This window comes from Mucilaginibacter paludis DSM 18603 (assembly GCF_000166195.2).
GTDB classification, from domain to species: domain Bacteria; phylum Bacteroidota; class Bacteroidia; order Sphingobacteriales; family Sphingobacteriaceae; genus Mucilaginibacter; species Mucilaginibacter paludis.
Map to the genome: position 1 here is coordinate 4,159,778 of NZ_CM001403.1, position 14,842 is coordinate 4,174,619.

Genomic DNA, 14,842 nt, shown 5'->3' on the forward strand with positions numbered 1-14,842 from the left:
TTGTTGTTGTAGGTTTGCCATCATTACCTGCATTAGGTATGCTTACACCATCAACACATCAGCCATGCCATCTAATACAACATCGTTTCAACCCCATTCCGGGCAGCCCAGTAAATTATTTTATATCGATAATATTAAGGTGCTGTTAACTATACTGGTTATTCTTCATCACACATTGGTTACCTATGGGGCGCCTGGTGGCTGGTATTACACGCAAAAAGCAACTCATATTGGCGCGCTCCTTCCTATGACATTGTTTGTGAGTATTAACCAGTCCTTTTTTATGGGGTCTTTCTTCATGTTGTCGGCCTATTTCACACCCCCTTCTTACGACAGAAAGGGCGCGGGCAAATTTATTGCAGACCGGCTTATTAGGCTGGGCATCCCATTGCTGTTCTATTCCTTTATCTTTTCACCTTTGCTTAGCTACATGGTTTATTATTTTGCCCAGGGTAGGCATATTACTTACTTCCAGTATCTGGGCGGTTATAACAATTGGATTGAATTTGGTGTCATGTGGTTTGTTGCAGCCTTATTGGTTTTCACCATGATTTATGTAGTAACGCGGCGCTTTATTAAAACCACATTCAAAAGCGCTTTACCTGTACCAACTGCGGGTGTAATTTTGCTGTTTGCAGTACTGCTGGGCGTCATCAGTTTTTTGGTCAGGATATTATTTCCGGTAGGATGGGTGCTTAAACCTTTAGGTTTCCAGTTGGGGCATTTCCCTCAATACATCGCATTGTTCATCGTTGGATTGCTGGCCTACCGTAATCAATGGTTTAACACGTTGTCCGAACGGACAGGTAAACGTCTTGCCCTATCGGCATGGCTATGCTTATTGTTCTTCCCCGTATTTTTTATTATCAAGCTAAAGCTTAATATGCCAATAGGCTGGTACTCGGGCGGCTTGCATTGGCAGTCGTTATTATATGCGGTATGGGAACAATGGGTCGGGCTATCTATCCTGACGGCCCTATTAAGTACCGGCAAACGATATTGGAATTCATCATCGCCCCTGCTTGGCAAATTGGCCCGTTGCTCCTACGGCGTTTACATACTTCATCCCCTGGCCATTATTTCATTATCGCTCTCGGTAAGAACCTGGTCGGCCGATCCTGCTATTAAACTATTGTTGGTGGCTCCCTTAGCTGTATTGAGCAGCTTTTTAATAGGGGCGCTTTTTGTGCTGATTCCAGGTGTAAAGAAGATTATTTAACGGCTGAATTTTTCTAATTCTTCTCACAATAGTTTGATCACCAATACGCTTTGAATACGTAAAGCTATGTTTTGTCGGATAGGAAACGACGGTTGAGGGTACTCGAAAATATTAAGAAATTCTTTTTTATAAATATCATAAATAGGAGCACCAATATTGGCCGCACTTTAAAATAAAGGCATAAATATAAATTGTATTGTAACATCAGGTCAAAAAAATGGTCTACTGTATAATTCTATAAGTGTATGCCATTCATCAACAAGAAAAATATCTTTTTTGTAGTTTTGATCATCGCTGCGGCCCAGGCTAAAGCGCAAACCAAATACACCGCTATCGATGCTTTGATCAACAGGTCAAATCAGCTCGGCTTATTTAACGGGAATGTTTTGATTATTGACCAGGGAAAAGAAGTTTATCGCAAAGCGATTGGCTATACAGATGCTACCCGGCAAACATTACTTACAGACAGGTACCGTTTCCATATTGGTTCCATCGCCAAGGAGTTTAATGCCACTGCCATAATGATGCTCAAAGAACAAGGAAAGCTGGCCGTTGACGATAAAATTTCCAAATACATCACCGGCTTGCCTGCATGGGCGCAAACCATCAGTATCAAAAACCTGCTGCAATACACCAGCGGCCTGCCCGAATTAAAATGGAAAAATATCCAAAACGATGCCGCTGCTATGGATTCGCTTAAAAAGATAGCGAAGCTGGATTTTGAGCCCGGTACCCAATATACTTATAATAACAGTAACACGTTTTTGCAACGCCAGATTGTAGCCAAGATAACAGGCATGAGCTTCACAGCCTTTGTGACGAAAAAAATATTGCAACCGTTAAAAATGACAACTGCCCTGGTTGATCCCGACGAGAATACGCCGTTAATGGCCAAATCGTACAATAACAGTGGAGTACAATCGCCAATGGCAACGTCAATATCCGGATGGACGGCTCTTACCCTTGATGATTTTTATAAGTGGGAACAAAGCCTGGAACATTTCCGCCTCATCAGTCCCGCCTCTACCGGAGAGTTGCTTACTCCGTTTGCGCCAGACAGGCAATGCGGACTGGGCGGCGGCGAAATGAATGGCAATCAACTGGCAGGGCATACGCACGATGGCACAGCGCTTAATTACCAGGCCCTGCTCACTGCCAATGCTAAAATAGGGCGAACTGTTATTTTGATGACCAATAACAAACAGAATGTTCTGTACGATATAAATGGTGCCATACAAAACATACTGGATGGCAAGCCTTACGTGCAACCCAAAAAGCAAGTGATTACTGCCTTGCAGGATAAACTGGATAACGCCACCGGCACCGGCTTGCTGACTGACTACCAGCAGCTGAAAATAAAATACCCTGATGATTATAATTTTGATACCGAAACAGCGCTCAATACCGTTGGCTATGCCTTGCTGAACAAAAAGAACTATGAGGCGGCGATTGCTATTTTTGAATACAATACAACTTTATTCCCCAAATCCGGAAATGTTTTTGATAGCCTGGCCGAAGCGTACGAAACCAAGGGAGACAAGGCCAAAGCATTGATCAATTACAAAAGATCGGTAGAATTGGATCCGTCGAATGATTCGGCTAAAGAGAAGATAGCAACCCTTGGGCGGTAGTTGAGGGAAATGACGGCTATTTATCTTCCGTAAGTGTTTTAGCCTGTAACGGGAATTTTTGAATGAGCCAATTTAATACATCGAGCTGATCTGATGATGGAGCTCTTCTTATTTGTGCGAGTAATTTGATAGCCTGGGGGCGGTTAAGGGTAAGATTGGATGCACCTTCATTACAAACAGAGCAAATTGCGCGTAAGTTTCCAGGGTCATCGCTTCCTCCCATTGATTTATCAATAATATGTCCAATATGTAATCTGGTTTTTCTATTGGCATCGAATGGATTGGGTTCTCCTGCAGCAGCACCACACATTTGGCATGTAAATCCGTTTCTGTCTAATACAAAAGCTCGGGTTTCTTTGGAGATTCCTCTTTCAAATGAAGGAACAGGCTTAAGATTAACAAGCATGTACTCACCAGGCTTAAGGGTGCTGCGGTCGTTATGGGTAACTATATTCATTCCTTCTTCGTTGCGTAATTCACGTACACGTCGCGCCCATTCACTGGTTCCTGCAATTTCTCTTAACGTATTTGAATCCAAAACTACGCCTACATTTTCAGTAAAGTAATCACGCAGCTTCGATCTCGATCCTTGTACTCTTGGCGCTTTTTTGTTCATGTAATTTTAATGCTCTGATAATCGATTCTCCAACGGCTTTTGCTACAGGTGGCGGAAAGGCATTTCCAACCTGGCGGTAGGCCGGCGTTTTTTTTCCAACAAATTTCCACGAAGAAGGGAAGCCTTGGATTAGTGCTGTCATTTTCAGTGTCAGGCGGGGGAGGCCGGTAAAATCGGCCGCAGGCGGGGCGTCAGCAAGTCCTTTTCCACAAATGCCCATTTCTGCCCACGCTTGTTTTGCTCTGGTTGGCCCCAGATCTGCACCTCCATGCTTTTTTGAGCCTCCCACCAAAGTGGGTGCTATCCGAGCCGCTTTGTTAACCCAATTCGAAGCGTCCCATCCCAACGAGGTAATTTCTTCAAATAAAAGCTGGCCTACTGAAGGCACAAAAAGTTGGTTTTTTTCTGGCCAGGTGAACAAATCGAAATATTCTTTTTTTAATGCAACAAGGATAGCTCTCGGCCGCAATTGCGAAACCCCATAATCAGAAGAGTTAATTAATTTCCATGTACATTGATACCCCAAACTATTTAATTCGGCAATAATCTGATTTCTGTATCCTTCAAATTTGGCTGAAAGAATTCCTTTTACGTTTTCCAGCATAACTGCCTTGGGGGAGCATTCTCTAACTAACCTTAACGCTTCGGGAAATAAGTCTCGCTCATCATCTTTACCTAATTGTTTGCCGGCTATCGAAAATGGCGGACAAGGTACTCCTCCCGCAAAAAGGTCGACGCCTTCATATTTGGTAGCAGAAAAATTTCTAACATCTTTCTCAATAACATTCCATTGTGGCTTGTTGAATCTCAAAGTTTGACAGGCAAGATTTTCGAGTTCCACTAAAGCCAGGTGCTCAAAACCGGCTTGGTCCAACCCGATGGCCTGACCGCCGGCACCAGCGCATATCTCTATTGAAGTATATATCCTTGACATATAGGCAAAGATAATTTCTTTATCCAACTCTTGTTAGTTTATGACGACTAATTTTTTTAGTATTCGGCTAAAGAGAAGATAGCAACCCTTGGGCGGTAGTTAAAGGGAATGACGGATAACTTAAAGTTCCAGTTCCTTCAAAATATGCTCAGCATCCGTAGCCATCTTCATGTAACGTTTAAAAACCCACCCGGCAAAAGCATAAAAAAAAGGATAAACAATAATATACCAGTACCATACCCTGATTGACTTAAAAACATCTTTGCCGCCAATGAGCATGCCCATAACAGGAAATATCACCAGCAACAGCACTGCCCCCAAAAAAAAGCTTGACTTTTGAGCGAATAACAATTGCGTTTTTCCTTTTGAGTAGGCTATTAATGATTGTTTGTAATTGTTAGCTGCAATGTTTACGGATAGCATAGTGCGAATTGCCCTGATCGATAGCACCGGCAATATCAATAAAATTAAAGCCGATATAAAGCCGCATGCAACAAGGTACCATGTGGTTAATTTTTGAAAATTGAGCACTATAAATACCAGTTCGGCAAAACAAACCAGGTATCCTGCTGCTTCAGGTATCCATATTTTATTGATCTTGTTCCGGTAATTTAGCTGTGTCATTTTGATGATTAATGAATCGCTTATTTTTTTTTGCGTTTCCATCCTGACAGACATTTCTGCCCACAGGTGTTCCATTTCTTCCAGTTCCATGCTGTTAAGTAATTTTTGATTTCAATTTCAGTTTAATTCTGCCTAAACGGGTGCCGATATTGGTTGGGGTAAACCCTGTTATATTTGCAATGTCTTCGTAGCTATTTCCATCCAGGTAAAGCAGTATAATCCCTTTTTCCACTTCGTTCAGCGTTTTGATGTGGTTAAATAAGGCCACGCTTCGTTCATCCTCTAAAGAGCCTGCCGTATCGGTCATATTTAATAATTCCTCATCAATGGGCACCTGGCTTCCTTTTCGTTTTTCTCTATTTAAATGAACTATGGCGGTATTCAAAGCTATACGATACATCCATGTACTTATTTTAGAACCGCGTTTAAACGAGCCGAAGGATTTCCAAACCTGGTAAACAATTTCCTGATACAAATCCTGCTCGTCTTCTTTGCTATTGGTGTATACCTTGGCTACCTTATAAATAAGGCCCTGATTTTGCTGAATAATTTCAATAAACTCTTTTTGATTTTGCATTTAAAATTAACTACGCCCAATTAGTATAAAAGATGGCCAAAAAATCACACAAATTGTTAGATCTCAGGAAACTATTTTTGCCGATTTACTTGTTTGAACTTTTTTTGGCGTAACGATTAAAAAATGTTCGCGTTTGAAAAAAGTACAGAACGAATGCTTAATTTTAACCGGCATTCCCTAACAGATGTTTAAACATTTCAGTTGCAACCCGATCCTGATTGCCATAATAGGTTTAGTTATACTAATGGCTTCACAAGGTCATGCGCTTGCTCAATCAAATACTATGGATTTGCTGAAACAATATCAGCATTTTAAAGGGAAGCCTGAAAATGCTGATGAGGTATCGATATGTAACCGGTTAGCCGAGAAATTTTTCTTTTCATCAACCGATAGCGCTCTTACATTTGCGCAGGCCGCTTTAACGGGCGCTAAAAAGCTTAAGCTACAAACAGAGAGGGCGAGAGCTATGGCTAATATTGCCAAAGTAAAGTATATAGGAGGAGCTTTTTTTCAATCGCTCACCTATGCAGATTCAGCTGTAGCCTTGAGTGGGCAGATCAATTACATTCCCGGCTTAGCTGGCGCCATTAATACCCGCGGGTTGATCTACCTGGGCCAAAATCGGTTTGCCGATGCCATACCGGAGTTTCAACAGGCCCTGGTTTATAATACCAAATTGAAAGACAGTTCCAGAATGTCTGCTAACTATTTTAACATTGGCCTTTGTAATGATGAACTCAACCGGAGGAAACAAGCGTTTGAGTATCTGCAAAAATCGCTCCACATTGCCCAGCAATGCAAAGACAACCACATGATTCAAATGGCTTTAAATCGCCTTGGCGAAGTTTATTACCACCTTAAAAACTACCCGAAGGCATTGTCTTTTTTCAAAGCGGCTCTTAATTTTCGCAACTATCAGGATAATTGGGAAAAAACCTTTGCTTATTCGGGCATCGCCGAAGTTCAATATGTTATGGGCGATTACCGCCAGGCGCTGGAGAATGCCAACAAAGGCTTTATAGTAGCTAAACAATTGAACGCCCCCTGGGATACTGAGCGCGCCGTTAAGATAATGGCGCAGTGTTACGCAGCCTTAAACGATTATGAAAAAGCCTATCACTACCAGGCCATGTCTCGAGCTTACGCTGATAGCCTCACCAATGAACGTAGTGAAAAAGAGATTAACTACCTGCATTTGCGCGATAAAAACGCCGAGAACCTGAAACTCGTCAAAGAAAATGAATATAACAGGCAGGTTATAAAAAGTAATAGGGTTATTACGAGCCTGGTGGCTGCATTTGCTTTGCTGTTAGTTGGCGTATTGTTTTCGCTGAGGCGTAATATTAAGCTTAAAAACAAGCTTAACCTCGAATTGCAGGCGAGCAACCAGGCTATCGCCATGCAAAAAGCTGAAATACAAGCCCAGCAGGGTGAGCTTATAGCGCTTAATCAAACCAAAGACCGCGTACTTGCCATTATTGGCCATGATCTGAGAAGCCCCTTTGCATCGGTGCTCCAGGCGCTTGAATTGATGGATAGTGATGAGTTGGATGAAGCCGAACAGAAAGAGGTTATGCAGAGTTTCCATCAGCAGTTGACCCTTGTTGCAGGGTTAACCAATAACCTGCTAAACTGGGCCAACAGTCAGCACTCAGGCGCTACACTCCAAACAGAAACAGTAGAGCTCACCGATGTTACAACAGAGGTATTGGCACTTTACTATTCGGTGTATACTTCAAAACAACAACGGATATCGCATTCTTTCGATGTGAGGATGTTTGTGAGCGGTGATCAGCAACACATCAGGATCATTTTGCAAAATATTATTAGCAATGCCATCAAATTTACGCCGAGAGGAGGGGAAATAAATGTTTTTTACACAATGAAAGACGGCTTTACCGGCATTCATATCAAAGACAGTGGCAAAGGAATGCCGCCCGCGAAATTGAAACAGCTTTTTATATCATCGGGGCGTTCCATATCCGAAAAAGGTACCGACCAGGAGCTTGGTTCGGGCTTGGGCTTATTTCTTATCAAGCAGTTCGTTGAAGAAAATAAGGGTTACATAGAGGTGAAAAGCGAGCCGGATGGAGGCTCCGAATTTGTAGTGTATTTTCAATCTGTACCTAATAGCTTTGGTAATTAGGTAATGCAATAATGATTTAGAATGATAAAAGGGCCGCTTATTAAAGCCGCCCTTATATTAACAGGCTACTCTTAAAACTCTTCTGTTTGTAGCAATTCGTCCAGGTTACCAAGGCCCATGTTAAAGCCGCCTTCAAAGCCCATTTCAACTATTTTTTGTAAATCAGCTTCGCTATCAAAGCTTATGGCCACTTCAACTTTTGCACCGGTTGTGGTTGCTATAAACTCATTTAACCAATACATGCGCGGGAAGTTGTCATCGGCATTGCCATCCTCATCACAAAAACTGCTTACCGCGCTAAAGCTTTGTCCGGGGTTTATCGTTTTAAAATCTACCCGGCAATAGGCCTTTTCGCCGTTAGGCCCAGCCATGCAGTAGAGCCATAAGCCGCCTTCAGTAAAATCCATCAATTTGGTTTCGGTCTTCCAGGGTTTGGGCGCCCACCATTTATCTAATAAACTGCTTTCGGTCCAGGCTTTCCATACTTTTTCAACCGGGGCGTCAAACTCACGTATAACGTGAAGTTTTTTGTTAGCCAGGTCTTTTGAGATTGCTGTGTTGTGTATCATCTGGTTTGTTTTAATGTTTTTTATATGAGCTAATTGGTTTATCTCTTTGGTTGAGCTAAAATGATAATAAATTTCTTGCCAGTTTGGGGCTGCTACCATGTTTGGCAAGATCCGGATATATTTTACCATCGGCGGGCGGCAGTTTAAAGCGCCCTGTTATCACATAAAAGATCCTTCTTTTTATATTTGCAACCATTCGATTGCAAATATATATGCAATTGAACGGTTGCGCAAATATTTAAAAAAATAATTTGGTGATTAGTTATCTTGCCGGCAAACAATTCCATTGAAAAAATTAACAATCATCCTTATCCTTAACTTAGCCTTTCAGTTGAGTTTGATAGCACAGGATAAATCCGTTTTCCGTAAAGGAGAATATCTGTCGGGTACAGATACATTACCCTATCGACTAATGTATCCGGCACATTATCATAAATACAAAAAATACCCGCTTGTACTTTTTTTGCATGGGGCGGGCCAACGGGGGACTGATAACGAGGCGCAACTGGCAGGTGTGCCTAAAGCTCTGATTGATGTCGCCGGGCTTGCAAAATATCCGTGTTTTATTTTAGTACCCCAGTGTGCCAGAAAGGACGTATGGGTTAAATTTCCTCACTTCCCGCAGAGCTTGCAGGCAACTCCCCAACCCACTAAAAGCGCCAGGTCAACACTTGAACTGGTTGACCGTTTAATCAAACAGAGGTTAATCGATACCAGGCGAATTTATATCACCGGCTACTCGATGGGTGGCGAGGGAGCGTTCGATTTTTTAACCCGCCGACCGGAATTGTTTGCCGCTGCCATTCCGGTATGCTCTGTTGCGGATACGGCAAAAGCCGGGCTGATCTCCCGGATTCCAATTTGGGCGTTCCATGGCGATCAGGATGATGTTAATGACGTTAAATATTCGAGGATGATGATAGAAGCCCTGAAAAAGAATGGAGGAACGCCTATCTATACCGAGTATCCGGGTGTTAAACATAATTCCTGGTTAAAAGCTTATGATGAGCCTGATTTGTTTGCTTGGTTGTTTAAGCAAAGGAGTAAGTAGGACGCTTTAACAGGGTAGTATGATGAATTTTTTCCGTTGTCGGTATCCTTTGTCCCGTTGTCGGTGTCCTCACCGACAATTATGCAGACCCTCCGCGGTAGCCATCGGTGAGGACACCGACAACGGGATAAAAGCCGGCATCTAACCACTAATTTTTTATTCACTTTTTTACATTTGTAGTTCTGATACACATACCTGTGAAAAAAAAGTCCACTCATAAACAAACACCAAAACGGCCCCAACGCCTGTTATTAGCAAAACAATGGCTTGCCGTTTACGGGGGCAAAAATAAGGTGCGCGGATATGCCAAACACTTCAGGGTTGATTTGCTTTGCGCTATCAAAGAGCTGCGTTTGTTGGATGTGGAGGTGAGTATTGCTTATGAAAATGGCATTAAAACCACTGTTGCGGCTATGGAAAAGAAACAGTTAAAAAGTGAAAGGCAAAAAAATGAGCAGGATGGTGAACCAGTCCATGACGATGTTTTCGCTTATATTGCAGGTTATACAAGCGGCGGCGCGCCTTATGGCTTAACCTGGGAGGAAATGGGGCAAGATGGTATCTCTTCGGATGCCCCGCCTTCCTGATTATTGTGATCCTCATCCTATTTATCCTCAAATAAAAAAGTGACGCCCGTCACCTTTTCAGCAACTATTCATCATTCTTTATTCATCCGCTAAAAAGCAACTTTGAGTTGATAAAGCAGGATGCACAATGACTGGAACCAGATTGATTGAAAAAACGGTATGTTACCACTGTGGCGACGATTGCCAAACAACGGCTTATGTTGTTGACGACAAGCACTTTTGCTGCCATGGGTGCCAAAGCGTTTTCCAGATTTTATCGGCCAATCAACTTTGCAGTTATTACAACTATAACGATCATCCCGGAGCCACCCGTACCCGTACCGATAAGCGTTTTGATTATTTAAGCGAACCTTCCATCATCAGCGAACTGGTAGATTATACCGACACGCAGATCAGCATCGTTACTTTTTATATCCCCCATATCCATTGCAGCTCTTGCCTGTGGCTGTTGGAGCAGTTAAATAAAATTAACCCGGCTGTGCATTATTGCCGGGTTGATTTTTTAAAGAAACAGCTCAATATTCGCTTTGATCATCAAAAACTGAGCCTGCAGCACCTGGTTGAGCTACTGTACGATATTGGCTATGAGCCCCTCATCAGCCTGCACGATATAATAAAAAAGCAAAACGAGGCCACTAAAGATAACCTGGTTCAGCGTATTGCTGTTGCGGGCTTTTGTTTTGGCAACGTGATGCTGTTGAGTTTCCCCGAATATTTTGGCTTGTCCATCTACGAGCAAACCTTTAAACATTTTTTTGGCTGGCTCAATATCCTGTTTGCTGTACCAGTAGCATTTTATAGCGGCCGGGAGTATTTTGTTTCGGCCTGGCAAAGTTTGCGTAACCGTGTTTTAAATATTGATTTTCCGCTGGCCCTGGGTATCGCAGTTTTGTTTTTACGAACTGTATTTGAAATTGTAAGCCATAGTGGCGCCGGCTTTGCCGATACGCTATGCGGATTAGTGTTTTTTTTATTGATAGGGAAATTTGTTCAGAAGAAAACCTACCACCACCTTTCCTTCGAGCGCGATTACCGGTCGTTTTTTCCGGTAGCTGTTCATATTATCAGCGAAGGGCAGGAGAAGCCAATACCACTTTCTCAATTGCATACCCGCCACCGGATGATTATCCGCCATAACGAGATCATTCCTGCCGATGCGATTCTGCTTAAAGGAGAAGCCCTGATAGATTTCAGTTTTGTAACAGGGGAAGCTCTGCCGGTTACCAAAACCCTGGGAGAGATTATTTACGCGGGCGGGCGCCAAACCAGCGAAGCGATAGAAATGGAAGTGGTTAAGCCGGTATCGCAAAGTTACCTTACACAGTTGTGGAACAACGAGGCTTTTACCCGCCAGCAGGATAACCGCATGAAAACCTTTAACGAGAAGGTTAGTAAATATTTTACCGTGGTACTGTTGGTAGTAGCATTCGGCTCATTACTTTTTTGGCTCCCATCGGATATAAAAAGAGGATTTGCAGCTTTTACAGCTGTGCTTATTGTGGCCTGCCCATGTGCGCTGGCATTAAGTACGCCCTTTACCATGTCGGCGGCGTTAAGCATTTTTGATCGAAACCGCTTTTATTTGAAAAATACAGCAGTGGTGGAGCAATTAGCCAATATTGATACCATTGTATTTGATAAAACAGGAACGATTACTACGGGGGATGGCACAAGTGTTAAAATAGAAGCCATATTAAGCGAAGAAGAAAAACAACTGATTTACAGCGTATGTGTTAACTCAAATCATCCTTTGAGCCGAATGATATGCCAAAAGTTGGGAAGCATGCCCAGGCTCGAAATAACAGGTTATATGGAGGTTCCCGGAAAGGGCATCATGGCCCGGATTGGCGCTCATCACCTCAGCATTGGCAATTCGAGATTGGTATTTGATGAGGATGACCGGGTGGCCAATATAACCAAGGTATATGTTACTATTGATAACTTGTATGTAGGATATTTTGCTTTGGCGCACCATTATCGCGAGGGTATGGAGATGATTCCTGAATTAGGTTTACAGTACGATACCTTTTTACTTTCAGGAGATCAGGATCATGAACGGCACGAGCTAATTCGCTTTTTTAAAGATGATGCCCGTATGAAGTTCAGCAAATCTCCGCAGGAGAAACTCGATTTTATACAATCCCTGCAACAAAAAGGCGGTAAGGTAATGATGATGGGCGATGGGCTGAATGATTCGGGCGCGTTAAAGCAAAGCGATCTGGGTATAGCCGTTACCGATAATGTAAATAACTTTTCCCCTGGTAGCGATGCCATCCTGGATGGTTGCTCATTTTCTAAATTGCCAGCTTTTTTACGGTTTTCTAAAGATACAGTACATATCATCCACTTTTCATTCCTTATATCGCTTACTTACAATTTAATCGGCTTAAGCTACGCTGTAACGGGCAATTTATCGCCCCTGGTAGCCGCCGTATTGATGCCATTAAGCACCGTAACCATTATTTCGTTCACCAGCTTAGCCACGCATATAGCGGCAAGAAAAAGAAAATTGACATGAACATTATTTATTTCCTGATCGGCTGTAGCGTTTTGCTGGCCCTGATATTTCTGGGCGCCTTTTTTTGGGCGCAACGCACCGGGCAAAATGATGATTTGTACACACCATCCATGCGGATCTTGTTGGATGATGATGAACCCACCACTCCACAAAAGTGATCTCAGTCACATTTTTGTGCAACTCTTATCATTCTATCGGTCAACCGAGCGCGATAATTTTACACCATAAACAGAATCCATTTTATGCAACCCGAAAAATTTTACTATGACAACAAGATCGTCCGGAACTTTGGTATAGCAACCGTAGTTTGGGGCATCATAGGCATGACAGTTGGCCTACTGGTAGCAATACAATTGTACCGGCCCGGAATGAACATGGGTAACCAGTACACCACCTTTGGCCGCATCAGGCCGCTGCACACCAACGCGGTAATATTTGCCTTTGTTGGCAACGCTATTTTTATGGGTGTATATTACTCCTTACAGCGCTTGCTCAAGGCCCGCATGTTTAGCGATGTTTTAAGCAAGATCCATTTCTGGGGCTGGCAGCTTATTATTATTTCGGCAGTGATTACACTTCCATTAGGGCTAACAACATCGCATGAATATGCTGAACTGGAATGGCCCATCGATATTGCTATTACGCTGATTTGGGTTGTATTCGGTATCAACATGTTCGGTACCATATTTAAGCGCCGCGAAAGGCACCTGTATGTTGCCATTTGGTTTTACATCGCCACGTTTGTAACCATTGCTGTATTGCATATCGTTAACTCGGTTGAGCTGCCTGTTTCTGCCTGGAAAAGCTATATGGTATATGCCGGTGTGCAGGATGCTTTGGTACAATGGTGGTACGGGCATAACGCGGTAGCATTTTTCCTGACAACACCTTACCTGGGCATGATGTATTACTTTTTGCCCAAAATGGCTAACCGGCCCATCTATTCCTATAAATTAAGTATCCTGCATTTTTGGGCATTGATATTTATTTATATCTGGGCAGGTCCGCACCACTTGTTATATACCACCTTACCCGGATGGGCACAATCATTAGGTGTAGCGTTTTCCATTATGCTGATAGCGCCAAGCTGGGGCGGGATGATCAACGGTTTGCTAACCTTACGCGGCGCATGGGATAAAGTACGGGATGATGTAGTGCTTAAATTTATGGTAGTTGGCCTTACCGCTTATGGTATGGCTACTTTTGAAGGGCCCATGTTATCGTTAAAACAAATTAACGCCGTGGCCCACTTTACCGACTGGATTATTGCGCACGTACACGTAGGGGCATTGGGCTGGAATGGCTTTTTAACCTTCGCCATTTTATACTGGCTGATTCCGCGCATCTATAAAACCGAACTCTTCTCCAAAAAAATGGCGTCTTTCCATTTCTGGATCGGCACTTTGGGTATATTGTTTTACGCGGTGCCGATGTATTGGGCAGGCTTTACTCAAGGCTTAATGCTGAAAGAGTTTACAGCCGAAGGGATGCTGAAGTACCCCAGCTTTTTGGAAACTACACTGCGGATTATACCTATGCACGTGATGCGCTCTATCGGTGGTGGTATGTATCTGTTAGGTGTAATTGTGATGGCCTATAACTTAACGCGCACCATGCTGCAGGGCAGCCTGGTGGCTAACGAAGCCGCGCAGGCTATGCCGCTTGAGCCGGTGCATACTTTAGTACCCGAAAGCAGTTGGCACCGCAGGCTGGAACGCAAGCCCATCAAGTTAATGATTGCCGCCTTGCTGGTTATCCTTATCGGAACTTTTGTGGAGCTGATGCCTACCTTAACCATATCATCAAACATCCCAACGATAGCCAGTGTAAAACCATATACGCCGCTCGAATTGCAGGGTCGTGATCTTTACATCAGAGAGGGCTGTTCAAACTGCCACTCGCAAACGGTAAGGCCGTTCCGGTCGGAAACAGAGCGTTACGGCGAATACAGCAAGGCCGGCGAATTTGTGTATGATCACCCCTTTTTATGGGGATCCAAACGTACCGGGCCCGATCTGGCCCGCGAAGGCGGTAAATACGGAAACGCCTGGCACTATAATCACCTGATGGATCCGCGCCTGATGTCGCCGGGCAGTATCATGCCTAATTACGACTGGCTGATCACTCAAAAACTGGATACTACAACAACCGTAGCTAAAATAAACGCCATGCGTACATTGGGTGTTCCTTACGCCATAGGATATGAAAAGAAGGCCAACCAGGACCTGGACAAGCAGGCTAAGGAAATTGCCGACAACCTGGCTAAAGACCACATGAAGGTAAAAAGCAATAAAGAGATCATAGCCATTATTGCTTACCTGCAACGCTTAGGTACAGATATTAAAGCAAATAAAACAGCCAATAAATAAA

Annotated in this window: 13 protein-coding genes; 8 read left to right on the forward strand and 5 right to left on the reverse strand. The window is 43.3% G+C overall.

All coding sequences use genetic code 11. The features are described 5' to 3' along the window. Window positions 1–64: 64 nt before the first annotated feature. Together MUCPA_RS17660 and MUCPA_RS17665 are read left to right on the forward strand one after the other, a co-directional pair. Window positions 65–1,219 carry an acyltransferase family protein gene (locus tag MUCPA_RS17660; protein WP_008508225.1) on the forward strand — a complete coding sequence of 385 codons (1,155 nt, stop codon included), beginning with the start codon at window positions 65–67 and terminating at the stop codon, window positions 1,217–1,219. Window positions 1,220–1,464: 245 nt separating this feature from the next. Beyond that, window positions 1,465–2,850 (forward strand): serine hydrolase, encoded by a 1,386-nt coding sequence (locus tag MUCPA_RS17665; protein WP_008508226.1) that lies wholly within the window; start codon window positions 1,465–1,467, stop codon window positions 2,848–2,850. Window positions 2,851–2,866: 16 nt separating this feature from the next. On the opposite strand, the gene MUCPA_RS17670 is transcribed toward MUCPA_RS17665, so the two are convergent. The 4 genes from MUCPA_RS17670 to MUCPA_RS17685 all read right to left on the reverse strand — a co-directional run bounded on the left by MUCPA_RS17670 (window position 2,867) and on the right by MUCPA_RS17685 (window position 5,601). Then, the gene (locus MUCPA_RS17670; protein ID WP_008508228.1) at window positions 2,867–3,466 is read right to left on the reverse strand and encodes an HNH endonuclease; all 600 of its coding nucleotides are present in this window, start codon (window positions 3,464–3,466) and stop codon (window positions 2,867–2,869) included. Next, window positions 3,417–4,427, reverse strand: coding sequence for a DNA cytosine methyltransferase (locus MUCPA_RS17675; protein WP_008508230.1), 1,011 nt, complete (start codon window positions 4,425–4,427; stop codon window positions 3,417–3,419). Before MUCPA_RS17675 ends, MUCPA_RS17670 begins: the two co-directional genes overlap by 50 nt. 93 nt (window positions 4,428–4,520) lie before the next feature. After that, entirely contained in the window at window positions 4,521–5,114 is a 594-nt protein-coding gene (locus tag MUCPA_RS17680) for a hypothetical protein (protein ID WP_008508232.1), read from the reverse strand. 4 nt (window positions 5,115–5,118) lie between these two features. Next, the gene (locus tag MUCPA_RS17685) at window positions 5,119–5,601 is read right to left on the reverse strand and encodes an RNA polymerase sigma factor (RefSeq protein WP_008508234.1); all 483 of its coding nucleotides are present in this window, start codon (window positions 5,599–5,601) and stop codon (window positions 5,119–5,121) included. 283 nt (window positions 5,602–5,884) lie between these two features. Between MUCPA_RS17685 and MUCPA_RS17690 the strand changes: the two genes are divergently transcribed. Beyond that, on the forward strand, window positions 5,885–7,747 hold the full coding sequence (locus tag MUCPA_RS17690) for a tetratricopeptide repeat-containing sensor histidine kinase (protein ID WP_169316185.1): 1,863 nt from the start codon (window positions 5,885–5,887) through the stop codon (window positions 7,745–7,747). A gap of 71 nt (window positions 7,748–7,818) precedes the next feature. Here the strand turns inward: MUCPA_RS17690 and MUCPA_RS17695 are convergent, their stop codons facing one another. Continuing rightward, a complete protein-coding gene (locus MUCPA_RS17695; protein ID WP_040627621.1) occupies window positions 7,819–8,316 on the reverse strand; it encodes an SRPBCC family protein in 498 nt (165 codons plus the stop codon). Between the two features lie 286 nt (window positions 8,317–8,602). Here MUCPA_RS17695 and MUCPA_RS17700 point away from each other — a divergent pair, with 286 nt between their 5' ends. From MUCPA_RS17700 to ccoN, 5 genes are all read left to right on the forward strand, one after another. Continuing rightward, entirely contained in the window at window positions 8,603–9,367 is a 765-nt protein-coding gene (locus MUCPA_RS17700; protein ID WP_008508239.1) for a carboxylesterase family protein, read from the forward strand. A gap of 197 nt (window positions 9,368–9,564) precedes the next feature. Further along, complete coding sequence (locus MUCPA_RS17705; RefSeq protein ID WP_008508241.1) at window positions 9,565–9,954, forward strand: hypothetical protein; 390 nt, start codon at window positions 9,565–9,567, stop codon at window positions 9,952–9,954. 127 nt (window positions 9,955–10,081) lie between these two features. Next, window positions 10,082–12,472: a heavy metal translocating P-type ATPase gene (locus MUCPA_RS17710; protein ID WP_008508242.1), complete on the forward strand. Its 2,391-nt coding sequence runs from the start codon at window positions 10,082–10,084 to the stop codon at window positions 12,470–12,472. Continuing rightward, the gene (gene ccoS, locus MUCPA_RS17715; RefSeq protein WP_008508244.1) at window positions 12,469–12,630 is read left to right on the forward strand and encodes a cbb3-type cytochrome oxidase assembly protein CcoS; all 162 of its coding nucleotides are present in this window, start codon (window positions 12,469–12,471) and stop codon (window positions 12,628–12,630) included. Before MUCPA_RS17710 ends, ccoS begins: the two co-directional genes overlap by 4 nt. A gap of 84 nt (window positions 12,631–12,714) precedes the next feature. Next, entirely contained in the window at window positions 12,715–14,841 is a 2,127-nt protein-coding gene (ccoN, locus tag MUCPA_RS17720) for a cytochrome-c oxidase, cbb3-type subunit I (protein WP_008508247.1), read from the forward strand. Window position 14,842: the final 1 nt, after the last annotated feature.

Coding starts and splice junctions, on each gene's coding strand:
- MUCPA_RS17660 (WP_008508225.1), top strand. CDS start 65: ATGCCATCTAATACAACATCGTTTCAACCCCATTCCGGGCAGCCCAGT.
- MUCPA_RS17665 (WP_008508226.1), top strand. CDS start 1,465: ATGCCATTCATCAACAAGAAAAATATCTTTTTTGTAGTTTTGATCATC.
- MUCPA_RS17670 (WP_008508228.1), bottom strand. CDS start 3,466: ATGAACAAAAAAGCGCCAAGAGTACAAGGATCGAGATCGAAGCTGCGT.
- MUCPA_RS17680 (WP_008508232.1), bottom strand. CDS start 5,114: ATGGAACTGGAAGAAATGGAACACCTGTGGGCAGAAATGTCTGTCAGG.
- MUCPA_RS17685 (WP_008508234.1), bottom strand. CDS start 5,601: ATGCAAAATCAAAAAGAGTTTATTGAAATTATTCAGCAAAATCAGGGC.
- MUCPA_RS17690 (WP_169316185.1), top strand. CDS start 5,885: ATGGATTTGCTGAAACAATATCAGCATTTTAAAGGGAAGCCTGAAAAT.
- MUCPA_RS17695 (WP_040627621.1), bottom strand. CDS start 8,316: ATGATACACAACACAGCAATCTCAAAAGACCTGGCTAACAAAAAACTT.
- MUCPA_RS17710 (WP_008508242.1), top strand. CDS start 10,082: ATGACTGGAACCAGATTGATTGAAAAAACGGTATGTTACCACTGTGGC.
- ccoS (WP_008508244.1), top strand. CDS start 12,469: ATGAACATTATTTATTTCCTGATCGGCTGTAGCGTTTTGCTGGCCCTG.
- ccoN (WP_008508247.1), top strand. CDS start 12,715: ATGCAACCCGAAAAATTTTACTATGACAACAAGATCGTCCGGAACTTT.